The 24976-nt window shown below is 62.9% G+C and carries 23 protein-coding genes; 6 read left to right on the forward strand and 17 right to left on the reverse strand.

Annotation, left to right across the window (positions count from 1 at the left end; translation table 11 throughout):
* Nucleotides 1-4: 4 nt before the first annotated feature.
* The 3 genes from EJ076_RS06600 to EJ076_RS06610 all read right to left on the reverse strand — a co-directional run bounded on the left by EJ076_RS06600 (nucleotide 5) and on the right by EJ076_RS06610 (nucleotide 3787).
* On the reverse strand, nucleotides 5-1159 hold the full coding sequence (locus tag EJ076_RS06600) for a carbohydrate ABC transporter permease (RefSeq protein WP_109666831.1): 1155 nt from the start codon (nucleotides 1157-1159) through the stop codon (nucleotides 5-7).
* A 1-nt stretch (nucleotide 1160) separates the two neighbouring features.
* Complete coding sequence (locus EJ076_RS06605) at nucleotides 1161-2174, reverse strand: sugar ABC transporter permease (protein ID WP_109666829.1); 1014 nt, start codon at nucleotides 2172-2174, stop codon at nucleotides 1161-1163.
* Between the two features lie 257 nt (nucleotides 2175-2431).
* Nucleotides 2432-3787: an ABC transporter substrate-binding protein gene (locus tag EJ076_RS06610; protein ID WP_109666826.1), complete on the reverse strand. Its 1356-nt coding sequence runs from the start codon at nucleotides 3785-3787 to the stop codon at nucleotides 2432-2434.
* A 363-nt stretch (nucleotides 3788-4150) separates the two neighbouring features.
* Between EJ076_RS06610 and EJ076_RS06615 the strand changes: the two genes are divergently transcribed.
* Nucleotides 4151-5173: a substrate-binding domain-containing protein gene (locus EJ076_RS06615; RefSeq protein ID WP_126067335.1), complete on the forward strand. Its 1023-nt coding sequence runs from the start codon at nucleotides 4151-4153 to the stop codon at nucleotides 5171-5173.
* Nucleotides 5174-5185: 12 nt separating this feature from the next.
* Here EJ076_RS06615 and EJ076_RS06620 read toward each other — a convergent pair whose 3' ends face one another.
* A complete protein-coding gene (locus EJ076_RS06620) occupies nucleotides 5186-6097 on the reverse strand; it encodes a LysR family transcriptional regulator (protein ID WP_126067336.1) in 912 nt (303 codons plus the stop codon).
* 229 nt (nucleotides 6098-6326) lie between these two features.
* On the opposite strand from EJ076_RS06620, the gene EJ076_RS06625 reads away from it, so the two are divergent.
* The 5 genes from EJ076_RS06625 (at nucleotide 6327) to EJ076_RS06645 (ending at nucleotide 9788) form a co-directional block, all read left to right on the forward strand.
* Nucleotides 6327-7061: an SDR family oxidoreductase gene (locus EJ076_RS06625; RefSeq protein WP_126067337.1), complete on the forward strand. Its 735-nt coding sequence runs from the start codon at nucleotides 6327-6329 to the stop codon at nucleotides 7059-7061.
* Nucleotides 7062-7111: 50 nt separating this feature from the next.
* A complete protein-coding gene (locus tag EJ076_RS06630) occupies nucleotides 7112-7864 on the forward strand; it encodes a glucose 1-dehydrogenase (RefSeq protein WP_126067338.1) in 753 nt (250 codons plus the stop codon).
* A gap of 98 nt (nucleotides 7865-7962) precedes the next feature.
* Entirely contained in the window at nucleotides 7963-8562 is a 600-nt protein-coding gene (locus EJ076_RS06635) for an NAD(P)-binding domain-containing protein (RefSeq protein ID WP_126067339.1), read from the forward strand.
* Nucleotides 8563-8642: 80 nt separating this feature from the next.
* Entirely contained in the window at nucleotides 8643-9056 is a 414-nt protein-coding gene (locus tag EJ076_RS06640; RefSeq protein ID WP_126067340.1) for a nuclear transport factor 2 family protein, read from the forward strand.
* A 99-nt stretch (nucleotides 9057-9155) separates the two neighbouring features.
* Nucleotides 9156-9788, forward strand: a complete 633-nt coding sequence (locus tag EJ076_RS06645; protein ID WP_126067341.1) for a class I SAM-dependent methyltransferase — start codon at nucleotides 9156-9158, stop codon at nucleotides 9786-9788.
* Between the two features lie 291 nt (nucleotides 9789-10079).
* Here EJ076_RS06645 and EJ076_RS06650 read toward each other — a convergent pair whose 3' ends face one another.
* From EJ076_RS06650 to EJ076_RS06710, 13 genes are all read right to left on the reverse strand, one after another.
* Entirely contained in the window at nucleotides 10080-11513 is a 1434-nt protein-coding gene (locus EJ076_RS06650; RefSeq protein WP_126067342.1) for a S8 family serine peptidase, read from the reverse strand.
* The gene (locus EJ076_RS06655; RefSeq protein ID WP_126067343.1) at nucleotides 11503-12171 is read right to left on the reverse strand and encodes an anti-sigma factor; all 669 of its coding nucleotides are present in this window, start codon (nucleotides 12169-12171) and stop codon (nucleotides 11503-11505) included. The genes EJ076_RS06650 and EJ076_RS06655 overlap by 11 nt, the downstream gene beginning before the upstream one ends.
* Nucleotides 12168-12734 (reverse strand): sigma-70 family RNA polymerase sigma factor, encoded by a 567-nt coding sequence (locus EJ076_RS06660; protein ID WP_126067344.1) that lies wholly within the window; start codon nucleotides 12732-12734, stop codon nucleotides 12168-12170. The genes EJ076_RS06655 and EJ076_RS06660 overlap by 4 nt, the downstream gene beginning before the upstream one ends.
* A gap of 170 nt (nucleotides 12735-12904) precedes the next feature.
* On the reverse strand, nucleotides 12905-13744 hold the full coding sequence (locus tag EJ076_RS06665) for an alkaline phosphatase family protein (RefSeq protein ID WP_109665548.1): 840 nt from the start codon (nucleotides 13742-13744) through the stop codon (nucleotides 12905-12907).
* Between the two features lie 99 nt (nucleotides 13745-13843).
* Nucleotides 13844-15433, reverse strand: a complete 1590-nt coding sequence (locus EJ076_RS06670; protein WP_126067345.1) for an ABC transporter substrate-binding protein — start codon at nucleotides 15431-15433, stop codon at nucleotides 13844-13846.
* A 251-nt stretch (nucleotides 15434-15684) separates the two neighbouring features.
* On the reverse strand, nucleotides 15685-17340 hold the full coding sequence (locus tag EJ076_RS06675) for an ABC transporter ATP-binding protein (RefSeq protein WP_126067346.1): 1656 nt from the start codon (nucleotides 17338-17340) through the stop codon (nucleotides 15685-15687).
* Nucleotides 17340-18164, reverse strand: a complete 825-nt coding sequence (locus EJ076_RS06680) for an ABC transporter permease (RefSeq protein ID WP_109665561.1) — start codon at nucleotides 18162-18164, stop codon at nucleotides 17340-17342. Before EJ076_RS06680 ends, EJ076_RS06675 begins: the two co-directional genes overlap by 1 nt.
* A gap of 9 nt (nucleotides 18165-18173) precedes the next feature.
* Nucleotides 18174-19133 (reverse strand): ABC transporter permease, encoded by a 960-nt coding sequence (locus EJ076_RS06685; RefSeq protein WP_013528249.1) that lies wholly within the window; start codon nucleotides 19131-19133, stop codon nucleotides 18174-18176.
* A 16-nt stretch (nucleotides 19134-19149) separates the two neighbouring features.
* Nucleotides 19150-20736, reverse strand: coding sequence for an ABC transporter substrate-binding protein (locus EJ076_RS06690; protein ID WP_109665565.1), 1587 nt, complete (start codon nucleotides 20734-20736; stop codon nucleotides 19150-19152).
* Nucleotides 20737-20890: 154 nt separating this feature from the next.
* Entirely contained in the window at nucleotides 20891-22873 is a 1983-nt protein-coding gene (locus tag EJ076_RS06695) for a CocE/NonD family hydrolase (protein WP_126067347.1), read from the reverse strand.
* An 82-nt stretch (nucleotides 22874-22955) separates the two neighbouring features.
* Nucleotides 22956-23549, reverse strand: a complete 594-nt coding sequence (locus tag EJ076_RS06700; protein WP_109665571.1) for a nucleoside deaminase — start codon at nucleotides 23547-23549, stop codon at nucleotides 22956-22958.
* 68 nt (nucleotides 23550-23617) lie between these two features.
* The gene (locus EJ076_RS06705) at nucleotides 23618-24109 is read right to left on the reverse strand and encodes an ureidoglycolate lyase (protein WP_126067348.1); all 492 of its coding nucleotides are present in this window, start codon (nucleotides 24107-24109) and stop codon (nucleotides 23618-23620) included.
* Nucleotides 24106-24969, reverse strand: a complete 864-nt coding sequence (locus tag EJ076_RS06710; protein WP_126067349.1) for a bifunctional allantoicase/(S)-ureidoglycine aminohydrolase — start codon at nucleotides 24967-24969, stop codon at nucleotides 24106-24108. The genes EJ076_RS06705 and EJ076_RS06710 overlap by 4 nt, the downstream gene beginning before the upstream one ends.
* Nucleotides 24970-24976 lie beyond the last annotated feature (7 nt).

A 24976-nucleotide genomic window follows, 5' to 3' on the forward strand; every position in this document is an offset into this window, starting at 1 on the left:
CGTCTCAGCCTCCTTTCACCGAGCCGGCAAGCAGCCCGCGGACAAAATAGCGCTGCAGCGAGAAGAAGACGATCAGCGGCACGATGATGGTCACGAAAGCCGATGTCGTCAGGATCTCCCAGTCGCCGCCGCGTGAGCCCAACAGGGCGTTGAGCTTGGCGGTCAGCACGATCTGGTCTGCCTCTGTACCGAGGAAAACCATCGCCACCAGCAGATCGTTCCATACCCACAGGAATTGGAAGATGGCAAACGAAGCCAGCACCGGGAACGACAGCGGCAAGACGATCTTGACGAAGATCTCGAAATCGCTGGCGCCGTCGATGCGCGCCGATTCCATGATTTCGCGCGGCAGGCCGGCAATGTAGCTTCTGAGCAGGTAGATTGCGAAGGGCAGGCCGAAGCCGGTATGCGCCAGCCAGATGCCGAGATAGGTTTTCGACGGCATGCCGAAGAAAGAGCCGACGCCGTTGTAGAGTTTCAACAGCGGGATCAGCGACATCTGCAGCGGCACCACCAGCAGGCCGATAATGACCGCGATCAGCAGCGCCCGGCCGGGAAACCGCATCCAGGCCAATGCATAGGCGGCAAAGGCGGCGATCAGGATCGGGATGACGGTCGCCGGGATGGTGACGGTCAGCGAGTTCATGAACGACCGTCCGATGCCCTCCGAAAACAACACCGTCTTGTAGTTGTCGGTGGTGAATTTCGGCGGCGCCGACGAGGCATAGTAGATGCGCTGGCCGCGATCGCCTTCGAACGCCTTGGGCGAGGCCATGACGAAGCTGCCGTCGGCGTTGAGCAGCAATGTCACGCCGTCGCCGAGATCGGCTGTCGTGCCGGCGGGATATTGCGTCGGTGCCGCCGATTTGACGCCGAAGGCGCTGATGTTGCGGGCAGCACCGTCACCGAAGATGTTGCCCTGAAGGACGAACTTGCCGTCCTTTTCGACTTGCGTAGAGGCGGCCGGCAGCCGGCCGGCTTCGGTCTGGGTGGAGCTGGAGAACGAATTCCACCAGCCCGAGGCGATGATCTGGTTCTTGTCGCGCAGCGACGAGACCAGGATGCCGAGCGTCGGTATGGTCCAGATCGCGACGAAGACAAGCACGGCGATGTGGACGCCAAAGCGGCTGGCGAAGGAATTTCCGGTCGCAACGGCCATCTCAATGTCCTCCCGTCTCTTTGTTCGCCTGGCGGATGTTCCAGACCATGATCGGAATGACCGCGATCATGATGATGATGGCGATGGTGGCGCCACGGCCGAAATCGCCGCCGCCACGGAACATCCAGTCGAACATCAGATTGGCCAGCACCTGGCTGTTCCACTGGCCGTTGGTCATGGTCAGCACGATGTCGAACACTTTGAGCACCAGAATGGTGATCGTGGTCCAGACGACGGCGATGGTGCCCCAGATCTGCGGCACCATAATCTTCCAGAAGATCTGGAACGGATTGGCGCCGTCGATAACGGCGGCTTCCAGTGTTTCCTCTGGAATGCCGCGCAAGGCCGAGGACAGGATGACCATGGCAAAGCCGGTCTGGATCCAGATCAGGATCACCATCAGGAAGAAATTGTTCCAGAACGGCAGCGATATCCAGACCTGCGGCTGGCCGCCGAAATGCTGGATGACGGCGTTGAGGATGCCGATCTGCGTCTGGCCCTCGCCACGATACTCGTAGATGAATTTCCAGATGACGCTGGCGCCGACGAAGGAGATTGCCAGCGGCAGGAAGATCAGGCTCTTGGCGATCGTGCCCCACCAGATCTTGTCGGTGAGCACGGCGATGATCAGCCCGAGGAAGGTGCAGGCGGCGGGCACGACCGCCAGCCAGATGATGTTGTTGAGGATCGAGTTGCGGAACTCGCGGTCGCCGAAGGCCCATTCGTAATTGGCCAAGCCGACGAAATTGATGCCGCCGCGATCGAGGAACGACAGCCGTAGCGTCTCGACCACCGGATAGATCAGGTAGATGGTCAGGATGATCATCGCTGGGCCAACAAACAGCCAGGGACGGACCAGCCCCTGCCGGCGCAGATTGTCGATGGCCGCGGCACCGGCAACGCCGCGCGACGGGAATATCAGGTCGACCAGCTTGTTGGCGCCCCAGAAATAGGCGACGCAACCGCCGACGCCGACGATGATGACGAAAATGGCCGAGAAAATCTGAGCCGCCATGGGTCCCTCCCCCTGCGCATCATCAGCCAAAGCCGAACGGTCCGGGCGGTGAGATGCGCCGATTCAGTTGTTCAGAGCGCGATCGCCAGGCAAGACGGGTTTTCCCTTTTGCTGATCGCGCTTCATGCCGGATGTCTGTGTGCTCATGATAGTCGCTGCGGCACGGGCCGCCGGTCGGATCCGGGCCTCCAGGGCCCGGATCCACTTGGGATGGGATAGTCCAAACGTCCAACCGAACGATCGGCTGCTGTCGGCGCCTACTTGATGGCGTCCCAGCTCTTCTGGATGTCGGTGGCGACATCCTGTGCGGACTTGCCGCCGACCAGGTCGATCATGCCGGTCCAGAACGCGCCGGCGCCGATCTTGCCGGGCATCAGGTCGGAACCGTCGAAGCGGAAGGTCGAGGCGTTGGCGAGGATTTCGCCCTGCTTCTTCAGCGCGTCGCTGGCATAGGCATCCTTGTTGACCGACTTGAGCGGCGTCACGAAACCACCCTCGGCCATCCAGATCTCATGGGCGAGCGGCATCTTCAGGAATTCGATGAACGCGCGGGCACTCTTGCTGTCTTTCGTGATCATCGCCAGCGTACCGGCGCCGAGCACGGGCGTGCCCAGTTCAGGCTTGGAAGCATAGGGCGGGAAGTAGAAGAAGTCCGCGTCCTGGCCGACCTTGGTGCCTTCCGGGAAGAAGGTCGGGATGAACGATGCCTGATGGTGCAAGTAGCATTTCGGCGGCACCGAGAAGAGGCCCTTCGGGCTGTCGCGGAAATCGGTCGCCGCAACCGCCTTGGCGCCGCCGTCGACCATCTTGTCGTCGGTCGCGATCTTGCCGAAGATGTCGATGGCGTTGACCACCGCCGGATCGTTGAATGGGATCTCGTTCTTCACCCATTTGTCGTAGACTTCCGGAGCCTGGGTGCGCAGCATCAGGTCTTCGACCCAGTCGGTCGCCGGCCAGCCGGTGGCGCCGCCGGAGCCGAGGCCGATGCACCACGGCTTGCCGCCGTCGGCAATGATCTTCTTCTCGAGATCGGCGAGTTCTTCCTGCGTCTTCGGAACCGTGTAGCCGGCTTCCTTGAAATTGTCCGGTGAATACCAGACCAGGGACTTCACGTCGGCCTTGTAGGGGAACGCGAAGAAGCCCGGCTTGCCGTCCTTGTCCTTGAAGGTGCCGAGATCGACCCATGACTGGCCGGCGCCGTAATTGTCCTTGACCCATTTCGCGGTGTCGTCGCCGAGGGGTGTCAAAAGGCCCTTCGATGCCAGGTCCTGGATCAGGCCCGGCTGTGGCAGCACGGCTATGTTCGGCGGGCTGCCGGCCTGTGTGTCGATGACGATCTGCTGTTCGTAATTCTCCGAGGAGGAGTATTTGATCTCGACGCCGGTGGCTTCCGAGAAATAGTCGAGAACGCCGCGCACCAGGCCTTCGTCCTCACCGCGCCACGGTCCGAAGATCGTCAGCGTCTCACCCTTGAGATCGACTTTCTTGAGCTCTTCGTAGTTCGCCCAGTTGAAGCGCTTGTCCTCGCCCGGTTTGAACTTCAATTCGGCATGCGCGGGCGCGTTCAGGGCGAGCGTGGCAAACGCAGCACCCAGCAAAAGCATTTTCTTCATCGGTATTCCTCCCAGTGGGTCACACACACCGGACGGAACCTCCATTCCGCCCGCCGACGCCGCAGGACTGTGACTCAGTCAGAAAGGAACCGCAACCTTTCGAAGAGTCTTCCAAAGCGCTTTGGCTTTTTTGATCTCGCCATTGAATCGCCTGGAAGTCAAGAGGCTGGCGAGCTAATCGATTTAATTTCGCGCATTTGCGGCAGAAAAAGTGCGCTGCAGCATGCTTTTATGGCAGTGCAGCAGCAATTTTTGTTTCAAACCGGCCCAAACCGCGTCTATGCTTCATCCTCCTATGGACCGGCCCTTACGGCACTTGGGTCGATTCAATTTAAAAGCGCTTTGAGGGAATGGAGACCTTTCGTGAACCTCAAGCAGCTCGCCCATATGCTGGCACTTTCGCAGACCACGGTAAGCCGCGCTCTGAACGGCTATCCCGAGGTCAACGAGGAAACGCGCCGGCGGGTGATGGATGCCGCCAAGCGCCATGGCTACCGCCCCAATCCGAGCGCGCGCCGGCTGGCGACCGGCAAGACCGGCATGATCGGCTATGTCCTGCCGACCGGCGCCGCCGTCGACATCGATCCGCATTTCGTAGAGTTCCTGTCCGGCCTCGGCGACTACGCCCGCTCGCACGAACTCGACCTCGTGCTGTCGCCGGCCGACGCCGACGACCAGGAGACGACCTACCGGCGCATCGTCGCCAACCGGCAAGTCGACGCCGTCTACATCTCCTCGCCAAGGCCAGCTGACCGGCGCGTGGCGCTGGTCAACACGCTCGGCATTCCCTTCATCGTCCATGGCCGCAGCGAAGGTTTCGATTTCGACTATGCCTTCACCGACATCGACAATGAGGGCGCCTTCCACGAGGCGGCCAGGTTGCTGATCCAGCTTGGCCACCGGCGGCTGGCGCTGATCAACGGTGATGATCGCGAGACCTTCGCCATCCATCGCGAACGCGGCGTGCGCCGGGCGCTTGCCGCAAGCGGGCTGACATTAGGCGAGCGCCATGTCTGCTCGGTTGATATGACCGAGGAGAACGGCTATCGCGCCACCAGGCGTTTGCTGGAAGAGGGCGACGCGCCGACGGCGATCGCCTGCTCCAGCCTGATCATGGCGCTGGGCGTCGTGCGTGCGGTGCGCGACCTCGGCCTGAGCATTCCAGGCGACGTGTCTCTGATCGCCCATGACGATGTCTTCCCCTGGCTGAGGCCGGAGAATTTTTCGGTGCCGCTGTCGACGACGCGTTCATCCATCCGTCTCGCCGGCGCCCGCGTCGCCGAGCGGCTGGCGGCACGGATTTCGGGACTGGAGGAGGGCGCCCGCGGCGAGGTCTGGCCGGTCGACCTGGTGGTCAGGGGATCGGTCGCCGGCGCGCCGGCCTGAGGTCAGAATCGGCTACGGCTGAACCGTCGCCTCGCGCGATATGGACAGCCCCGCGAGAAGCGGAGCGTACGCGGCGAGCCTGCGGGATACGAACTCCGTGAAGAGCCGCACGCGCTTCGTCTTGCGTGTCTCCCCCTGTGTGAGAAGCCAGAGCGTTCCGTACATGTGCGGCTCGGTGCCCGGCACCCTCACCAGCAGGGGGTCGGCATCGCCAATTAAGCACGGCAGTGTCGTCATCCCGAGCCCTTGCCGTACAGCAACGATCTGCGCCTCGCCGTCCGTGGTCCTGAATAGAACCCCCGTGGTGCGAACCTCACCCTCGCTGGCCCAATCCGGGATGCCATGAATGCTTATGACGATCCACCGGATGGGATCAGGCGCGCCCGCACGCCACGCGGCCAGTCGATCGCGGGACATGTAGACGCCGCCGAACAGCTCCGGCCCCTTCAGGCCGTGAAGATTGAGCGGCAGGGTTTTGCGGTCGTAGACGACGCGGATCGCGACGTCGGCCTCTCGGTTGGTCAGATTTGCCAGCTCGCCGGACGACAAGATTTCCATCTCGATGTCGGGATGCAGACGCGCGAAATCGGCGAAGTCCGGCATGAGCAGGTGTGTCGCAAGGGTCGGTGCCAGTGTCACCCGCAGAAGCCCGCGCACGCTCTGGTCGCGACCGAAGACGCGCGTCTCCAACTGGTGCGACGACGCTTCCATCTGGTTCGCGAGCTCGAGGACCTCCTCGCCGGCAGCCGTCAGGCGGTAGCCCGAAGGCAGCTTTTCGAACATCTGCGCCCCAAGGCGTTCCTCGAGCTGGGCGATGCGTCGCAGCACGGTTGAATGATTCACCCCGAGGTGCGCGGCAGCAGCCCGCACCGAGCCTCCGCGTGCGACGGCAAGAAAGTAGCGAACGTCATCCCAGTCGATCATGGTGCATTCCTGCGCAGCGCAGTGCGGCTTGCAAAAGCCCATTCTAACACGATCAGCCGTAGTTTGCGCGGTCGTCGCGGCGTTCAATTATCTAGCTGGATCGTTTTCGCACCACCGATGTGCGCGATTGCGCACTCACCGCCCGACTTCGGCGAACCCATCTTGAGGCTCTCGCGGGACTTTCCCGTACAGCCAAAGACACGAGACGGCGAAACGAAGGATGCACGTCATGACCAGACTGAATGGAAAGACCGCCGTAATCACGGGTGGCGCGACCGGCATCGGCCGCGCGTCGGCAAAGCGCTTCATCGAGGAAGGCGCCTTCGTTTTCATCTTCGGCCGCCGGCAGGACGCGCTTGACGCCGCTTTGGCCGACCTTGGGCCCAATGCCCGCGCGGTGAAGGGCTCGGTCTCGGATGAGGCCGATCTCGACCGGCTCTACGCTGCGGTGAAGGCCGAGCGCGGCAGCCTCGACATCGTCTTCGCCAATGCCGGTGCGGGAGGTCCGCTGCCGCTCGGCCAGATCACCGCCAAGCACATCGACGAAACCTTCGACACCAATGTGAAGGGTACGATCTTCACGGTCCAGAAGGCGTTGCCGCTCATGGGCCGGGGCGGTTCGATCATCCTGACCGGATCGAGCGCCGGCACGACGGGCGCCCCGGGCTTCACTGCCTATAGCGCGAGCAAGGCGGCAGTGCGCAACCTCGCGAGGACCTGGGCGGAAGACCTGAAGGGCACCGGCATCCGCGTAAACGTGCTGTCGCCAGGGGCGACGGCGACCGAACTCGCGAAGGAGGCGTTGGGCGAGGAAGGCCAGAAGGCCTACGGCGCGATGACTCCGCTCCAGCGCATGGCTGATCCGGCGGAGATCGGGGCCGTGGCCGCCTTTCTCGCATCGTCGGACAGCAGCTTCATGACCGCCAGCGAAGTCGCCGTCGACGGCGGCCTGGCGCAGCTCTGAACCCCGGCGCGATTTCCGCGTCTGGGCAACACAACGAAGGATAGAACATCATGAAAAAACTCGAAGGTAAGATCGCAGTCATCACGGGCGGAAGCAGCGGGATCGGGTTGGCCACCGCCAAGCGCTTCGTGGAGGAAGGTGCGCACGTCGTGATCACCGGGCGACGGGAGAAAGAGTTGAAGGAGGCTGCGGGTTTCATCGAGAGAAACGTTACGACGGTCGTGGGTGACGTGTCGCGCTTGGAGGACCTGGACCGGCTCTATGCCGTCGTGAAAGAGAAACATGGTCACCTCGACATTCTCTTCGCGAACGCGGGCGCAGGGACAATCGCACCGCTCGCGGTCGCTACTGAGGCCCATTTTGACCAGACCTTCGATGTGAACGTGAGGGGTCTGTTCTTTACGGTGCAGAAGGCCCTTCCTCTCTTCAAAGACGGCGGTTCGATTATCCTGAACTCTTCAGTGTCGAACGTGTTGGGGGTTCCAGGGTTTAGCGCCTACGCCGCGAGTAAGGCTGCTGTGCGCAACTTTGCGCGCACTTGGACACTGGAGCTGAAAGACCGCAAAATCCGCGTGAACGCGATGAGCCCCGGGCCAATCGAGACCCCCGCCTTAGAGACAACGACAGGCCTTACCCCCGAGCAAGCCGAGCAAGCGGCCGCCCAGTTTGCGTCACAGATCCCAATGGGTCGCAGGGGAAAGCCAGAGGAAATTGCGGCTGCCGTCACCTTCCTCGCCTCAGATGAAAGTTCTTACATCACCGGCGTGGATCTGGCGGTCGATGGAGGCATGGCGCAGGTCTGACCCCGGCGCGGTCCCGTGGCTGGCCCTTCAGCCCCGCCAGTAGTGACCCCGCTTCTCAAACGTTAGTTCCAACACAAGATAGGAATAGGAGAAGCATTATGAGCTACGCAATCATCGGATTCGGCAATATCGGCCGAGCACTGGCCAAGGCGTTTGCCCGCAAGGGCATCGACGTGTCCGTTGCAACCACGCGCGACCCAGAAAGCTTTGCAGCCGATGCGGCCGCGGTCGGTCCCACGATCATCCCCAAAAAATTGGCGGACGCCCTCAAGGCGGACATCATCTTTTTGGCTGTCCGTTTCGAGTCGCACCCGGAGGTCGCCAAGGCGCTCGCCACCTGGCAGGGAAAGACCATCGTCGATGTGACCAATGCCTACGGCGTGCCTCCTGAAAAGCTCGGGGGAAAAACTTCTTCCAAGTTCGTTGCACAGGCATTCTCTGGTGCAAAACTAGTCAAGGGCTTCAACCATCTGGTCGCTGCCGTCCTTGACCAAGACCCGGCCGTGCATGGTGGCAGGAGAGTCGTGTTCCTGGCGAGCGACGATGACGACGCTGCGGCGGAGATTGGTACGCTCGCGGAAAATCTCGGTTTCTCGCCGATCAAACTTGGCGGACTGTCGGAAGGTGGGCTGCTAGTCCAGGCGCGCGGAAATAGCTGGGGTCATCTGATCTTCAAGGACCTGGTCAAGTTCGACTGATGAACACGACGTGCCAACCGGCAGGGCCAGGAGGCACGGATCGGATCGAGCGTGATGCGATCCGAAATGGAGAAATTCCCATGAGCATTGAGAGGAACATCCAGACCGTGAGGGACTTCTTCGCCGCGATCGGCCGCGGCGACAGGGAGGCTCTGCTGGCGCTGGTCGCCGAAGACATCGAGTGGATCATTCCGGGCGAGGACTGGCCGCTGGCCGGAACGCACCACGGACACGCCGGGCTGGCGGATTTGCTTGAGACGGCATCCAAGTCGATAGAAACGTCCACGGAACCTCGGGAGTTCGTGGCGCAAGGAGACCGGGTGCTGGTCGTCGGCGTCGCTACGGGGAGGATCAAAGCCACGAACAAGACGTTCGAGGACGACTGGATCTTCGCCATCACGGTCCGGGACGGTAGACTGACCAAAATCCGTGAATACGTTGACACGCAAGCGCTGGCCCGGGCCTCGCAGTTGGACGCGCCCGGGCCGGCTTAGAGCTGGCAGACTGCGGCCGACGGTTCGGGTGAATCAGCCGAAAACCGCCTCATTGTTCGCCGTGCACTCGTCGAATGCCCAACCGTAAAGGAGATTCCCATGTACGACCAATCCAAGCTATCCGAGTTGACCCGGTTCGCACGTATAGATGCGGGCTCCACCGTCATTGACGTGTACCCAGGCGACGGAGACTGGACGCGCCTGTTCTCCGACGTCGTGGGACCCAAAGGGCGGGTCTTCAGCTTCGTGCCGGCCGAAGTCGCCCACTTCAAGAACGATCCGGTCGGCCGCATCCAGACGCTCTCGAAGGAGCCGGGCCGAGGGAACGTCGAGGCCGTCTCAGCGGACCTCGTGGCGATGCCAGAGGTCACGCAACCAGCGGATGTGCTGTGGCTGCACCTGTTCTACCACGATCTCCACACCGCGCTGATCCAGGCGAGGGGCGCGACGGCGGCCGACTTCAATCGAGCCGTCTACGATCGGCTGAAGCCTGGTGGGTCCTACGTCATCGTAGACCACGCCGCCGGCGTCGGGGCGGGCACGAGCGACGCCCAGTCGCTGCATCGGATTGAGCCTGCATCTGTTCGCGAGGAGGTCGAGGCGGCCGGCTTCGTACTGGACGCGGAAAGCACCATCCTCGCGAACAATGATGATGCGCACTTGATCAAGGTGTTCGATCCCTCGATCAAGGGCGAGACCGATCGCTTCGCCTACCGATTTTTGAAGATCTAACACTGAGCTATTCGCCAACGATGAGGTCGGCACTCTTACGGGCGCGGCTTTGACAAGTGCGACGACCGATTGTGGGTTGGTTTCGGAACGACAGCTTACCGCAGAAGCTGGTTGAAACCGGATCGTCCGCTGTCGGCCCATCCCGGTCATTCGACAACCGGTGGCGAATGACTGTTTCTGATTTAATGTAGTTGCTGCTCGTGCCAGCCTCGGGCTTCCGCTGCCCACCCATCTCAGCCATTGGCGGCAGTCAGTTGATTGAGTTTTGACCCAAACCCACTTCGACTGACCTTACTCCTTTGCCGCCGCCTTGATATCCAGCAGCCCGTAGCCGAAATCATTGTCGCGTCCCTTGGGGCCGAGATCCCTGGCCGTTGCCGCGAGCGCCTTTTCGATGTCGTCGGCCGAGCGATCGGGCGCGGCATGGATGAGATTGGCGATGGCGCCGCTCACGATCGCAGCCGCAAACGAGGTGCCGGTGACCACGTCCGAGCCGGCGCCGCTCGGTGCCACCATCTCGACGCCGGGCGCCGAGATGAAGACATAGGCGCCGCGATTGGCCTGCGGCATCAGCCCGTCCCTGGCATCGGTGGCAGTCACCGCGATGACGCTATCGAAAGCGGCCGGATAGCCATAGGGCGCCTTGGGCCCGTTGTTGCCGGCGGCGGCGACCAGCACGATGCCGAGCGCGCGGGCATTGCGACAGGCGACGCCGAGCAGGTCGTTCTTCGGCCCGACAAAGCTCATATTGATGATGCGCACGTCCTGCTCCGCCGCCCAGTCGAGTGCAGACAGGATGACGTCCATGGTCGACTTGCCGCCCTCGAAGGCACGGGCGTGGTAGATCATGGCGCCGGGCGCCATGCCTTCCAGCGCGCCGACGCCGGCGATCAGGCCGTCGATCGACGTGCCGTGATCGCGCTTTTCGATCGGCACGTCGGGCATGGCGTCGAATTGCCCGGCAATGACGCCTGCCAGCGCCGGGTTGGTGTCGTCGATGCCGGTGTCGATCACCGCGATGCGGACGTTTTCGCCGCTGGCCTGCTTGGCATCGAGCGCGATGCGGTCGAAGGCATAGTTGACGATGCTGGCGGCCTGCTGCAGCGAATAGACATGGTTGGGCTCGCGCCGCTGGGTGCGGCCGTCGGCGGCCAGTTGGGCCAGCACGACGCCGACGGGCCGGCCGTCGGGAATTCCGAAGCGCACCAGCGTGGTGCCAAGCAGCCGCGACAGGCGCTGCGAGCGCACCTGCAGGCCGAAGGAAGCGGCGATCTGCTGGACAGTGCCGGCATCGCCGTCGACGGTCACCAGCACCTCGTCGGGCACGAAATCGCCAACCACCGCGCGCGGTGGCTGAACGGCGATGAGATCGGTCGGCGAGACGATCGGGCCGCCGGGCGGGGGGCCGGCTTGATTGTCGGCCGGTGGCGTCGCGGGCGCCGGCCGTGGCGTCGGCACCGGCGCCGGCGTCGCTGCCGGGTTGGGAAACAGGTCGACGATCAGCGCCGGCAGGAAGACAGCGCCGGGCTGCGCCGCATCCGATCCGCCCTTTGTGTCAGTGCCATCCTTGGCGCAGTCGGCTCCCGCCGCGTTGGTCCCGTTGCGGCAGTCGATTTTCGTCTGATCTGGATTGGGGTCGTTGGTTTGCGCTGACGCAGGCACGGCGGCGATTGTCATCGCCGCCGCAAGCATTGCCGCAAATCGAATGACTGCCTCAGCCGCCATCAACCGGTTTCCTTCCCTCGATCACAGTCTCCGTAAAAGGCTGGGCGGCAATAAGGCCGATTTGCTTCGTGTAGTCGGCTGCGTTGGCGGCCGGCATGCCAAGCCGGAACACGCCGTCGGCGGTCGGTCCACCGATGATCTTCAGACCGTTGCTGCCGAGGAACCCCGAAATGTCCGACATCCTTGCATCCGGCTTGAACTTGACCAGGGCGAACGGCATTTTCGCCAGATCGTCTTGCGCGCCGGCAATCTCGAAATCATTTCCCTTGCCGCCGGGCTCGATAAACGACTGCACCATGACCAGGGCCAGCAGAACCGCGGCCGCGGCCCAGGCGACACCGACCGGCACCGCCATGAAGCGGCCCCAGGCCTGCGCCAGCCAGGATGAACCTGCCGGCTTGCGCGCAGGTCCAGCCTCGGCGTCCAACGCCTTGGCGAAGCGGCTGAGTGCATCGGCCGGCGGCCGGATCGCTTCGTTGGCGGCCGTGGCGCCGGAGAATTCGGCTTCCGCCTCGCCAAGGGCGGCAAGTGCGGCCGGATCGCTGGCCAGCCATTCTTCGATCGCTTCCAGATCCGAACCTTCCAGCGAGCCGTTCAGATAGAACGGCAGCAGCGTTTCCATTTCATCGCGGCGCGACATCTTTTCAGCGGCACTCATGGCCACCCCCTGTCGTAACCGGCGGCCTTGAGGGCTTCGCCGAGTTTCTTGCGGGCGTAGAACATCCGGGTCTTGACCGTCGCGACCGGAATGTCGAGCACCTCGCTGATCTCGCTCACCGACTGTCCGTGATAATAGGCAAGGTCGATCACAACGCGATGCTCTTCCGGCAAGGCGTCGACGAAGCGTCGCAAGGCGGCGGCCTTGTCTTCCTTCATGGTGACGACTTCCGGCGTGTCGGCGCCGTCGGGCACCGCGGCGGCGGCCTCGTCGTCGATCCAGTCTTCCTTCTTCTTGCGCAGCAAGGACAGCGCCTTGAAACGGGCGATGCCGAGCAGCCATGTCGAGACTTCGGAGCGTCCCTCGAAGCCTGGCGCCTGGCGCCACAGTTCGAGGAACACTTCATTGGCGATATCGTCAGCCATCATTTCCGATCCCGTCTGGCGCGCCACGAAGCGGTAGACCCGCGCGTGGTGACGCATGAACAGGAGCCGCACGGCGGCACGGTCGCCCTTCGCGACCCGGTCGACAAGCGCGCGATCGGTCTCCGTCGCTGCCGTCATAGCCGGTCGAGCCGCCTGGCTCCTGTCTGCTCTGTCGCCGATCGGTTCAAAAAGGTTCATCCTCCGCCAAGGAATTTTTGGGAGGCTAACCGAAGTCATTGGGTGTTGCCAGAGGCAGGACCTTCCCTTCTCCCACAAGGGGAGAAGGGAAGAGCTCCGCGACCCGCTTCTCACCCCAAAAACGGCTTCGCCTTCATCGTCGCTGGCACGGGAACACCCAGCCGGCTCAGCACTGTCGGCGCCAGCTGCAGCTGGTCGAGCAGGGTGTCAGCCTGCGGACCCTTGCCGGCCCCGAAATAATACAGCGCGAAATCCTGCATCTCGTCGTCATGGCCGCCATGATGGCCACGATCGGTCTGGCCGTGGTCGGCGGTGACCATGACCTCGTAGCCGGCTTCGATCCAGCGCGGCAGGAAGGCCGCCAGCATGCCGTCCATCGCATAGACGGCATGGTCCATCTCGTGGCAGTCATGGCCGAAGCGGTGGCCCATCGAATCCAGCGTGCAGGTGTGCAGGATGCCGTAGTCGATGCCGTGGCGTTTGGTCAGCATGGTCAGGGTCGCGAATAGGTCGACGTCGCTCGGCGTCATCTGGTTGCGGGCGTTGTAGCCGGTCATGGTGTGGAAGCGGCCATGCGTGATCGGCCCGCTCGGCTCGTCGAATTCCATGTCCTCGACCAGGTCGAACGGATAGGCGCGGAAGAACTCCGACCAGTAGGAATGTGTCACCGCACCCGTCTTGCCGCCCGCCTTGCTGACTTCGGAGAAGATATCGGGCTGCGCGACGCGGAACCGGTTCTCGTTGGACAGGATGCCGTGCACCTGCGGCGAAACCCCGGTATGGATCGAGGCGTAGCAGCAGGCCGAGGTCGACGGCAGCACGGAGCGCATCTTCCAGACCCGCGCCTCGCCCGATTGCACCCAGCCTTCGAGGTTGCCCATCAGCCGGCGCCAATTGCGATAGGGCACGCCGTCGAGGATGATCAGCAAAAGCTTGGATTTGAGCGCCATGGGCTGCTCCATGCGGTTTGGCGGTTGAAACGGGAACGCCGTGTGCCGTCCTGGGCACACGGCGTTCTTGATAACTGAAATCGGACGATCAGATTTCGGCTAAGCGTTGAGCCAGCACTCGCCGAGCGCGTAGCCGTCCATCATTTCGCCGATCGGGCTCTTGGCAAAGCCGCTGATCTTGTTGGTGGCGGCAGCGTCGATGAACTGGTTGAAGAAAGGCACGATCAGCCCACCTTCGTCGCGCATCATCACCGCCATGTCGTGGTAGATCGCCTTGCGTTTGGCCTGGTCGAGTTCGCCGCGCGCGGCAAACAGCATCTTGTCGAATTCCGGCCGCTTGAACCGCGTGTCGTTCCAGTCGGCGGTTGAGACATAGCCGGTGGAGTACATCTGGTCCTGCGTGGCGCGTCCGCCCCAGTAGGAGAGCGAGAAGGGCTGCTTGTTCCAGACCTCCGACCAGTAGCCGTCGCCGGGCTCGCGCTTGATCTCGATCTTGATGCCGGCCTTGGCGCAGGACTGCTGATAGAGCTGGGCGGCATCGACGGCGCCCGGGAAGGCGACGTCTGAGGTGCGCAGCACGATCGAGCCGCTATGGCCTGACTTCTTGTAGGCCGCCGCTGCCTTCTCCGGGTCGAACTTGCGCTGTTCGATGTCGGTGGAAAACAGCGGATAGGCCTCGTTGATCGGGAAGTCGTTGCCGACCGAGCCATAGCCGCGCAGGATCTTTTCCAGCATCTCCTCGCGGTCCATGGCAAGTTTCAGCGCCATCCGCAGGTCGCTGCTGTCGAAGGGGGCTGTGTCGCAGAACATGTTGAACGGGTAATAGCCCTTGCCCGATACGTTCTCGATGGTGACGCCCGCGATGCGCTTGACCAGATCCACGACCTTGGGCTCGACGCGGTTGATCATGTGCACCTGACCACCCTGCAAGGCTGCAAGCCGTGCGGTCGCATCATTGATGACGACGATCTCGATCTGGTCGGCATGGCCGGCCTTGTCGCCTTGCCAGTAATTGGCGAAGCGCTCGCCGCCATGGCGCACGCCTGGCTGGTTGACGGTGACCTTGTAGGGGCCGGCGCTGATGCCGGCATTCGGGTTGTCCTTGCCGCCATTCGGCTGGATGACGAGATGGTAGTCGGCCATCAGATAGGGGAAGTCGGCATCGGCGTCGCCAAGCGTGACGATCACTTCCTTGCCGCTCGCCTTGACGCCCTTGATGTTCTTGAGGATGCCGAGCGCGCCCGACTTCGACTTCTCGTCGGCATGGCGCTCGATGGTGGCCGCGATGTCCTCGGCGGTGACGGTCTTGCCATTGTGGAACTCGATGCCGTCGCGCACCTTGATCGTCCAGGTCTTGGCGTCCTTGGCGGCGCCGATCTCCTCGGCGATCAGATTTGTCAGGCTGTTGTCGGGCATTAGCCGGACAAGGTATTCGCCCCACTGCTTGCCGAAGCTGTAGGTGACCTGGCTGAGGTTGAGCGCCGGGTCGAGGCTGTTGGTCGATTCGCCGCCTTGCAGGCCGGCCTTGATTGTTCCTCCCTTGACGGGTGTCTGGGCAAAAGCCTTGCCAGCCAGTGTCGTTGCCAGTGCCGCCGAGACGCCAAGGGCGGCGGTGCGGCCGAGGAAGTCGCGGCGCGATATCCGGCCCTGGCCGGCGAGCTCGGCGAGATGGTCGAGTTCAGTCTTCATGTCCTACCCCTTTTAAGAAAAAAAATTGTACGGGCGCTGCCCGTCCGCAGGACGTGTGGCGCTGTAGTGTTGCATCCGGATGACGGCCGCCGGCTCCTCTGACCCTAGCGGACCGCTGGCTTGCCAGAGCAATTCCAGGAAAAGTGTGAAACGGTTTTCCCGGGAAAAGCGCATAGCGCGCTTTCCCTTGGGAATTGCGTCAAAACAAAGAGTTAGAGCGGTTCGCCGTTTCCGTGAAACGGTGAACTGCCCTAGTTCCCCGCGCTGGCCATGCGCCGTCCCTTGATCGCCTTTTCCAGCCAGCCGATCTCCATCTCGGGGACCGATGACAAGAGAAGGTCGGTATAGGCGTCGAAGGGCGGCGCCAGCACCTGGCTCTTGGGGCCGTAGCGCACCACCTCGCCGCGATACATCACCGCGATCGAATCGGCGATCGACTTCACCGTCGCCAAGTCGTGGGTGATGAAGAGATAGGCGACGTTCTCCTCCTTCTGCAGCTCGAGCAGCAACTCGAGGATGCCGTGAGCGACCAGCGGGTCGAGCGCCGATGTCACCTCGTCGCAGATGATCAGCTTCGGCTTGGCGGCAAGCGAACGGGCGATGCAGACGCGCTGCTTCTGGCCGCCGGAAAGCTCGGCCGGGTAGCGGTCGGAAAAGCCCTTGCCCATCTCGATCTTGTCGAGCAGTTCGGCAACGCGCTTGTCGCGTTCGCGGCCGCGTATGCCGAAATAGAATTCGAGCGGGCGGCCGATGATGGTGCCGACGGTCTGACGCGGGTTCATCGCCACGTCGGCCATCTGATAGATCATCTGCAGTTGGCGCAGATCCTCCTTCGGCCGATCGGCCAGCCGGTTTGCCAGCGGGCGCCCGTCGAAGGTGACGGTGCCCTGTTCGGGCGGCAGCAGGCCGGTGATGGCGCGCGCCAGCGTCGACTTGCCCGAGCCCGACTCGCCGACGACGGCAAGCGTCTGTCCCGGATAGATGTCGACCGACACGTTCTTCAGCACCTTGATCTGGCTGCGGCCATAGGCGGCGGTGACGTTCTTCACCGACAGGAACGGCGTCATGCCGGGCTTCTGCTCGGCATGTTCGATCTCATGCACCGACACCAGCGCGTTGGTGTATTCCTGGCGCGGCTCCTTGATGATCTGCCTTGTGCCGCCCCATTCGACCAGCCGGCCATGGCGCAACACCATGATCTCGTCCGAGACCTGGGCGACGACGGCAAGGTCGTGCGTGATATAGAGTGCCGCCACGTGGGTGTCGCGGATGGCGTCCTTGATCGCCGCCAGCACGTCGATCTGCGTCGTCACGTCGAGCGCGGTTGTCGGCTCGTCGAAGACGATCAGGTCCGGCTCGGAGCACAGCGCCATCGCCGTCATCACGCGCTGCAGCTGGCCGCCCGAGACCTGGTGCGGAAAGCGCTCGCCGATGGTTTCGGGATTTGGCAGGCTGAGCTTCTTGAACAGCGCAACGGCGCGCTTCTCGGCCTCGGCACGTGTCGCCGTGCCGTGCAGCAGCGTGGCTTCCACCACCTGGTCCATCAGCCTGTGCGCCGGATTGAAGGCGGCTGCCGCCGACTGCGCGACATAGCAGACCTCGCGGCCGCGCAATTTGCGGAAGCCATCCTTGCCGCCCTTGAGGATGTCGCGGCCATTCAGGATGACCTCGCCGCCGGTGATGCGCACGCCACCGCGGCCATAGCCCATCGACGACAGACCGATGGTCGACTTGCCGGCCCCGGATTCGCCGATCAGGCCGAGCACCTTGCCCTTCTCTAACGTCAGCGAGACATCGTGCACCAGCACGATGTTCTTCGGCGGTTCGCCGGGCGGGAAGACGGTGGCCTCGATGCGCAGATTGCGGATGTCGAGCAGCAGGCCGGGTTTCGCTTTGCTGTCGGCCATCACCCGCGTCCTCCCTTGAGGCTTGTCGTCCGGTTGAGCACCCAGTCGGCGACCAGGTTGACGGAAATCGCCAGCAGGGCGATCGCCGCCGCTGGGATGAGTGCCGCCGCGATGCCGAAGACGATGCCGTCCTTGTTTTCCTTGACCATGCCGCCCCAGTCGGCGTCCGGTGGCTGCACGCCAAGGCCGAGGAACGATAGCGTCGACAGGAACAGCACGGCGTAGATGAAGCGCAGGCCGAGTTCGGATACCAGCGGCGACAGCGCATTGGGCAGGATCTCGCGGAAGATGATCCAGGCGCTGCCTTCACCGCGCAGTTTCGCTGCCTCGACATAGTCCATGACATTGATGTCGACGGCGACGGCGCGCGACAGGCGATAGACGCGAGTCGAGTCGAGAATGCCCATCACCAGGATCAGCGTCACCAAGTTGGTCGGCAGCACGGAGAGCACGACGAGACCCATGATCAGCGTCGGGATCGACATCAAAAGGTCGACGAGACGGGACAGCAGCGTGTCGAACCAGCCGCCGAAGACGGCCGCCGAGAAGCCGAGGATGGCGCCGAGCGAGAACGACAGCGCGGTGGCCAGCACCGCGATGAACAGGGTGATGCGGGCGCCGTAGATCATGCGCGAAAGCAGATCGCGGCCGAGATTGTCGGTCCCGAGCAAATGGGTCGCCGACATAGGTTCCCAGACATCGCCGACGATTTCGCCATTGCCGTGCGGCGCAATCCACGGTGCGAAGACCGCCGCCAGCACGAACAGTGCCGTCAGGATTATGCCGATCAGTGCGGGGATGGGGATGCGTTTGATATCGAGCATATCCGCCCCCTATTTCGGATGTCTGAGACGCGGATTGGCGACGATCGCCGCTATGTCCGCAATGATGTTCAGGCTGATGTAGACTGCGGCGAAGATCAGGCCGACCGCCTGGACCACCGGCACGTCGCGTTTGGTGACGTGGTCGACCAGATACTGTCCCATGCCCGGATAGACGAAGATCACCTCGACGACGACGACACCGACGATGAGATAAGCGAGGTTGAGCATGACGACATTGATGATCGGCGCGATGGCATTGGGGAAGGCGTGCTTGCGGATGACGTTGAAGGCCGACAGGCCTTTCAGTTCCGCCGTCTCGACATAGGCCGACTGCATGACATTGAGGATCGCCGCACGTGTCATGCGCATCATGTGGGCGAGCACGACCAGCGTCAGCGCCGTCGCCGGCAGCGCGATCGCCTGCATCCGCTCGCCGAACGGCATGCCGTCATAGACGGTCGAGATGCCGGGGAATATCTGCCATTTCACGGCGAAGAAATAGACGAGTACATAGCCGATGAAGAATTCGGGAAACGACGTCGAGGCGAGTGCCAGTCCGGAGATCAGCTTGTCGACCCAGCCGTTGCGGTAGCGCACCGCGATCAGGCCGAGAATGATCGCCAGCGGCACGGCGACGATCGCCGCCCAGAAGGCGAGAAACAGCGTGTTCCACAGCCGTCCCTTGATCGACGTGGCGATATCCTGCCCGCTCGACATAGCCGTGCCGAGATCGCCGGTCAGCACGCCGCCCAGCCAATGGAAATACCTGAGATAGGCTGGCTGGTTGAGCCCGAGTTGCTCGCGCAGGTTGGCGAGCGACTCCGGCGTCGCCGACTGTCCGAGAATGGCTTGCGCGACGTCGCCGGGAAGGATCTGGGTGCCGGCGAAGATCAGGACCGAAACGGCCAACAAGAGGAGAATGCCCAGCGCAACGCGCTGGGCCACCAGTTTCAAGATGGGTGAGGACATATCCGCAAGGCCAAGCTCAGGCTTCGAGCCAGCACTTCGCCAGCGCGTAGCCGTTCATCAGCTCCTGATGCGGATCGTCGACCCAGCCGCCGACCTTGGCGCCGGTCGCGTCGATGAACTGGTTGAACATCGGCAGGATCAGGCCACCGTCGTCGCGCACCATGACCGCCATGTCGTGGTACATCTGCTTGCGCTTGGCCTCATCGAGCTCGGCGCGCGCCGCCAGCACCATCTTGTCGAAATCCGGACGGATGAAACGCGTGTCGTTCCAGTCGGCGGTCGACAGATAGGCGGTCGAGTACATCTGGTCCTGGGTCGAGCGGCCGCCCCAGTAGGAAGCGCAGAAGGGCTGCTTGTTCCAGACCTCGTTCCAGTAGCCGTCGCCGGGCTCGCGCTTGATCTCGAGCGTGATGCCGGCCTTGGCCGCGCTCTGCTGGAAGAGCTGCGCTGCATCGACGGCGCCGGGGAAGGCGACATCCGAAGTGCGCAGCAGCACCGAGCCGTCGTGACCAGATTTCTTGAAGTGGAACTTGGCCTTGTCCGGGTCGTACTTGCGCTGCTCGATCTCGGTGAACAGCGGATAGGACGCATTGATCGGGAAGTCGTTGCCGAGCGAGCCGTAGCCGCGCAGGATCTTGTCCAGCATTTCCTCGCGGTCGATCGCCAGCTTCAGTGCCATGCGCAAATCGGCGTTGTCGAACGGCGCCGTGTTGCAATGCATGATGAACACGTAGTGGCCGGGACCCGCGTGGTTGCGGATGGTAACGCCCGGCAGGCGCTTAATCAGGTCGACAATCTTCGGTTCGACGCGGTTGATCATGTTGACCTGGCCGCCCTGCAGGGCGGCCGTGCGCGCCGTCGCGTCGTTGATGACGATGACCTCGATCTGGTCGGCATGGCCCATCTTGTCGCCTTGCCAGTAATTGGCGAAGCGCTCGGCGCCATGGCGCACGCCGGGCTCATTGGTCTTGACCACGTAAGGGCCGGCCGAGATGCCGGCATCTGGCTTGTCTTTGCCGCCGTTCGGCTGGACGATCAGGTGATAGTCGCTGAGCAGGTAGGGAAGGTCGGCGTTCGCCTCCTTCAGCGTCAGCACCACTTCCTTGCCACTGGCCTTGATGGTTTCGATGCCCTTCATGTAGCCGAGCGCGCCGGATTTCGACTTCTCGTCGGAATGGCGCTCGAGTGTGGCGGCCACGTCCTCAGCGGTCACCGTCTTGCCGTTGTGGAATTCGACGCCGTCGCGGATCTTCAGCGTCCACACTTTGGCGTCGTCTGACGAGCCGATCTCCTCGGCGATGCGGTTCTCGAGCTTGCCCTCGGGGGACAGCTCGACGATCATTTCGCCCCAGCACTTGCCGAAGGCGAACGGCACCTGTGTCATCATCAGCGCCGGATCGAGGCTGTTGGTGGATTCGCCGCCGACCAGGCCGGCCTTCAGCGTACCGCCCTTGACCGGGCCGGCCGCGCGCGCAGCACTTGAAAGCAGCGAGTTGGCGAAGGGTGCGGAGACACCGAGCGCTGCCGCCCGGCCGAGAAAATCACGACGGCTCAGCTTGCCCGATGCGACACGCCGGCTAAGGAATTCGAGTTCGTTTGACATATTGAGTTCCTCACTCTGTTGGTTCGACTCTGCGGTCGTTTTTCTTGTTTCTTGTGAGGAGAATAATGACCGCAAGGGAAAGCGGTAAGCAAGACCGAATGCGACATGCCGTGGCGTAAATCGTACGTCGCAATTGGACCAACGAAATCGGCGCTCAAAGAAGCGCGCGCGGCACCTTCTCCTCGAAATTGCGCTCGAAAACGAGTTTCTCGCCTTCATAGGCCTCGATTCTGGCGCTGACGATGAAGTTTTGCGCGTCCGACCGCATTTCGGCCGATGTCTCGGTGCGCACCGACCATCCATTTCGCGACAGGGTCTGCGTCCAGTGCGTCTTTCCCGAGGCCGACAGCGGATCGTCGGGATGGATCGTCCAGGTCTCGCGAGCGATGCTGCCATTGGCCAGGCCATGAGCGAGATCGCGCACCTCGCCGAAATCATCAACGATGGAAAGTGTCACGATTCCCGTTTTTTCGTCACGATCGACATGACGCTCGGAATTGGCGGCGCGGATCGTCTCTGTTGCCCAGGGGGTGGCCCCCTCCGGCTCGGCGAACGTCACTTCGTCGCCTGTCGCTAGCGGCCGCAGCGGCAAGCTGAGCGTCGCCGCCGACAAGGTGAGCTGGACCGGCTCCGGCGATGGCCAGATGGCAGGCCAATAGGTGTTCGAAACGGCAACACGCAGTCGGTGGCCGGCCGGGACGCGATAGGCGCATTGATCGAGCACGACGCGCACTGAAACGGTTTCGCCCGGTACCAGCGCTTCAGGGAATTCATGCGAATTGCGATGCGTCAGGTTGAGCACGCCGTAGGAGATCAGCTCCGAGGCACCGTCGGGATGCACGTCGCACAGCCGGACCGCGATATTGGCCTGCGGACGATCGGAGGATAGCCGCACCTCAACTTCGGGCGCGCCGACGATGTCGACGGCCTCGTTGAGTTCCGGCTGGTCGAAACACACCGACAAAGCATCGTCGGGGCGCTGATCGCCGGGCAATTCGGGGCCGAAGGTGAACGGAAAATATTCGCCGCCGGCTAGGCCGCAGCTTTGCGGCGATGCGACGATGGCGGGTTCGCCTGCGGGGATCAGATCGACCGTTTGCGTCTTGATGGTTGGCGAGGGCCATTCCTGCTCCGCCACCCAGCGGCCCGGTCGCTCGGGATGCCAGCGTGCCGGACGCACGCTGTCCATCACATAGGCGCGGTAGGCAGGGTCGGCCTCGACGCCGGTGTCGACACCCTTCAGCCAGCGGTCCCACCAGCGCAACGCCTCCTGCAGGAAGCCGATGGCGGGCTTAGGCCCGGCGTAGTGCGGGTATTTGTGGATCCACGGCCCGATGATGCCCTTGACCGGGGCTTCGATGTTGCTGGCCAGATGCGAGACGGTGTTGCGGTAGCCGTCATGCCAGCCGCCGATCGACAGCACCGCGGCTTTGACGGCGGAAAAATCCTCGCAGATCGAGCCGCGCTTCCAGTAGGCATCGCGGTGCTGGTGCTTCAGCCACAGCGGTGCCAGGAAGGACTGGTTCTCCAGCCGGGTCAGCCATAGATCGCGCCATCTGTTGTCGCCGGCCAGCAGCGGGTCCGGCGGCCGCGACGAGTAGGAGAGCATGGTCGAGGCCCAGCCGAAATTCTCGATCAGCAGGCAACCGCCCTTGTAGTGGATGTCGTCGGCATAGCGGTCGACGGTCGAGCACAGGCTGATCACCGCCTTCAGCGACGGCGGCTGCTTGGCCGCCACCTGCAGGCAGTTGAAGCCGCCCCAGGAAATGCCCATCATGCCGACATTGCCGTTGCACCAGGGCTGCGATGCCGCCCAGGCGATGACGTCGCAGGCGTCCTGCAATTCCTGCTCGGAATATTCGTCGTCCATCAGCCCTTCGGAATCACCATTGCCGCGCATGTCGACGCGGATCGAGGCATAGCCGTGGCCGGCGAAATAGGGATGCGTCAGCTGATCGCGAAAGATGGTGCCGTCGCGCTTGCGGTAAGGCAGATGCTCGAGGATTGCCGGCACCGGATCATCGCCGGCATCTTCCGGCATCCAGACCCGTGCCGACAGCCGGCAGCCATCCGGCATGACGATCCCCATATCCGGGAATTCGACGACTTTGCGAGGAAATTCGGTGACGGTTTTCATGGCATGCTCCAGGATTGCCAGATGATGGAGCCTGCCGTACCGCGTCGTGGGCCAGCCAACGAATTCTGCTGGTCAATCCGCGTCAGTTCAGCGGAATGTCGTTATCGTCCTTGTTCGCCTGATAGACGCCGGACAGATCATCGTAGCGCGCCGAAATCGCGCCAATACGTGTTTCCAGCCGTTGCCGCTCGGCCGCGGGCAAAGCTCGCACCAACCGACGTATGGAAAAGCTCTTCCAGTAGGCGTTCTCGGCATTGTAGCCGCCGGGATCGAGAGTGAAGACCTCTTTCAGGATTTTCAGATCGTGCGGGATCGCAAAACTGTCGCGCGAATCCTCATGGCTGAACAGATAGTAGAAATTGTCGAAGCCGGTCCAGGTGATCGCCGACAGGCAAAGCGAGCAGGGTTCATGCGTGGCGATGAAGATGGCGTCTTTCGTATCGACGCGCTCGGCCTTCGGCATTTCGTAGAAGCGCTTCAGGCAGTGCACCTCGCCATGCCAGAGCGGGTTTTCCATCTCGTTGTTGGTCTCGGCCAGCACCAGCGAACGGTCGTCCTTTCTCAGGATCGCCGCGCCGAACAGCTTGTTGCCATGGGCAACACCGTCGGCCGTCTTCGGCACGATGTCGTGCTCGATGACGTCGAGCAGGCGGTCGATCAGTGAAATATCGGTCATTACGGGGTCTCCTGCTGCATGTCGCCCAAAAGTGCCCCCGGTTTTGGGGTAACGACACGCACAAAAAATTAAGGGAGATGGATCTCGTAGGCGTGCGAGAAATGGAACTCTTCGAGATTGGAGCCGTCGCCGCCACGGTCGATGATCAGGAAATCCTGCGCCTCGCCAAGCGGCGTCAGCACGCCATGCCAGAGATTACGGGAATAGTTGATGCCTTGTCCGGGTGCTGTGATGAAGGCATGCGGCTCGCCCGGTCCCTGCTCACCGTCATGGCAGACGACGACCAGGAACGGGCGCGGCGACAGCGGGATGAAGGCCTGGCTGCCGAAGGGGTGGCGCTCGACCATGCCTAGCCTCAGCGGCAATTCGTATGGCGTGCCGCGCACCATCGAGATCAGCACGCGGGCGTTCGGCCCGGTCGCCTCGGCGGTTGCGAGATCGTGGTAGCGCTCGGCCCTGCCGCCATTGATCGGGTAGTGGTTGTCGCCGCCCATGTCGATGACATCGCCGAATGGGGCAAAGCTCTCGCGGGTCAGCGGCCGCGCGACGATACGGGTCATGGCGCGCGCTTTGCAATACCGGCGCCGCCGAGCTTGGCGTGCCGATTGACGTCCTTGTAGAGCAGATAGCGGAATTTGCTCGGGCCGCCGGCATAGCAGGCCTGCGGGCAGAAGGCGCGCAGCCACATATAGTCGCCAGCCTCGACCTCGACCCAGTCCTGGTTGAGGCGGTAGACCGCCTTGCCTTCCAGCACATAGAGACCGTGCTCCATGACATGGGTCTCGGCGAAGGGAATGACGGCACCCGGTTCCAGCGTCACAATGGTCATGTGCATGTCGTGGCGCAAATCGGCCGGATCGACGAAACGCGTCGTCGCCCAACGGCCCTCGGTGCCAGGCATCGGCGTTGGCGCGATTTCCTGTTCGTTGGTGAAGAAGGCTTCCGGCACATCAAGACCGTCGACCGCCTCGTAAGCCTTGCGAATCCAGTGGAAGCGGACGTCGGCCTTGCGCTCGTTGCGAACCGTCCAGCCGCTGGCCGGCGGCAGGAAGGCAAAGCCGCCGGGCCGCAAGACATGCTTCTTGCCGGCAAGCAGAACCGTCAGTTCGCCCTCGACCACGAACAGGGCGCCCTCGGCACCGGCATCGGGTTCCGGCCGATCGCTGCCGCCGCCGGGCGCGACCTCGACAATGTATTGCGAGAACGTCTCGGCAAAACCTGATAGCGGTCGCGACAAGATCCAGACGCGCGTCTTGTCCCAGAACGGCAAGACACTGGTGACGATGTCCTGCATCACCCCCCGGGGGATGACGGCATAGGCCTCGGTGAAGACGGCGCGGCCGGTCAGAAGCTCGCTCTGGCCGGGATGGCCGCCATGCGGCGCGTAATAGGTTCGGTCGGGCATCCTGATCGTATCCATGGGTTCA

This window comes from Mesorhizobium sp. M7D.F.Ca.US.005.01.1.1 (assembly GCF_003952545.1).
GTDB lineage: Bacteria > Pseudomonadota > Alphaproteobacteria > Rhizobiales > Rhizobiaceae > Mesorhizobium > Mesorhizobium loti.

What these genes read in the sequence shown, in the direction of transcription:
- EJ076_RS06600 (WP_109666831.1), bottom strand. Translation starts at nt 1,159, where the DNA reads ATGGCCGTTGCGACCGGAAATTCCTTCGCCAGCCGCTTTGGCGTCCAC.
- EJ076_RS06605 (WP_109666829.1), bottom strand. Translation starts at nt 2,174, where the DNA reads ATGGCGGCTCAGATTTTCTCGGCCATTTTCGTCATCATCGTCGGCGTC.
- EJ076_RS06610 (WP_109666826.1), bottom strand. Translation starts at nt 3,787, where the DNA reads ATGAAGAAAATGCTTTTGCTGGGTGCTGCGTTTGCCACGCTCGCCCTG.
- EJ076_RS06620 (WP_126067336.1), bottom strand. Translation starts at nt 6,097, where the DNA reads ATGATCGACTGGGATGACGTTCGCTACTTTCTTGCCGTCGCACGCGGA.
- EJ076_RS06625 (WP_126067337.1), top strand. Translation starts at nt 6,327, where the DNA reads ATGACCAGACTGAATGGAAAGACCGCCGTAATCACGGGTGGCGCGACC.
- EJ076_RS06630 (WP_126067338.1), top strand. Translation starts at nt 7,112, where the DNA reads ATGAAAAAACTCGAAGGTAAGATCGCAGTCATCACGGGCGGAAGCAGC.
- EJ076_RS06635 (WP_126067339.1), top strand. Translation starts at nt 7,963, where the DNA reads ATGAGCTACGCAATCATCGGATTCGGCAATATCGGCCGAGCACTGGCC.
- EJ076_RS06640 (WP_126067340.1), top strand. Translation starts at nt 8,643, where the DNA reads ATGAGCATTGAGAGGAACATCCAGACCGTGAGGGACTTCTTCGCCGCG.
- EJ076_RS06645 (WP_126067341.1), top strand. Translation starts at nt 9,156, where the DNA reads ATGTACGACCAATCCAAGCTATCCGAGTTGACCCGGTTCGCACGTATA.
- EJ076_RS06650 (WP_126067342.1), bottom strand. Translation starts at nt 11,513, where the DNA reads ATGGCGGCTGAGGCAGTCATTCGATTTGCGGCAATGCTTGCGGCGGCG.
- EJ076_RS06655 (WP_126067343.1), bottom strand. Translation starts at nt 12,171, where the DNA reads ATGAGTGCCGCTGAAAAGATGTCGCGCCGCGATGAAATGGAAACGCTG.
- EJ076_RS06660 (WP_126067344.1), bottom strand. Translation starts at nt 12,734, where the DNA reads ATGACGGCAGCGACGGAGACCGATCGCGCGCTTGTCGACCGGGTCGCG.
- EJ076_RS06665 (WP_109665548.1), bottom strand. Translation starts at nt 13,744, where the DNA reads ATGGCGCTCAAATCCAAGCTTTTGCTGATCATCCTCGACGGCGTGCCC.
- EJ076_RS06670 (WP_126067345.1), bottom strand. Translation starts at nt 15,433, where the DNA reads ATGAAGACTGAACTCGACCATCTCGCCGAGCTCGCCGGCCAGGGCCGG.
- EJ076_RS06675 (WP_126067346.1), bottom strand. Translation starts at nt 17,340, where the DNA reads ATGGCCGACAGCAAAGCGAAACCCGGCCTGCTGCTCGACATCCGCAAT.
- EJ076_RS06680 (WP_109665561.1), bottom strand. Translation starts at nt 18,164, where the DNA reads ATGCTCGATATCAAACGCATCCCCATCCCCGCACTGATCGGCATAATC.
- EJ076_RS06685 (WP_013528249.1), bottom strand. Translation starts at nt 19,133, where the DNA reads ATGTCCTCACCCATCTTGAAACTGGTGGCCCAGCGCGTTGCGCTGGGC.
- EJ076_RS06690 (WP_109665565.1), bottom strand. Translation starts at nt 20,736, where the DNA reads ATGTCAAACGAACTCGAATTCCTTAGCCGGCGTGTCGCATCGGGCAAG.
- EJ076_RS06695 (WP_126067347.1), bottom strand. Translation starts at nt 22,873, where the DNA reads ATGAAAACCGTCACCGAATTTCCTCGCAAAGTCGTCGAATTCCCGGAT.
- EJ076_RS06700 (WP_109665571.1), bottom strand. Translation starts at nt 23,549, where the DNA reads ATGACCGATATTTCACTGATCGACCGCCTGCTCGACGTCATCGAGCAC.
- EJ076_RS06705 (WP_126067348.1), bottom strand. Translation starts at nt 24,109, where the DNA reads ATGACCCGTATCGTCGCGCGGCCGCTGACCCGCGAGAGCTTTGCCCCA.
- EJ076_RS06710 (WP_126067349.1), bottom strand. Translation starts at nt 24,969, where the DNA reads ATGGATACGATCAGGATGCCCGACCGAACCTATTACGCGCCGCATGGC.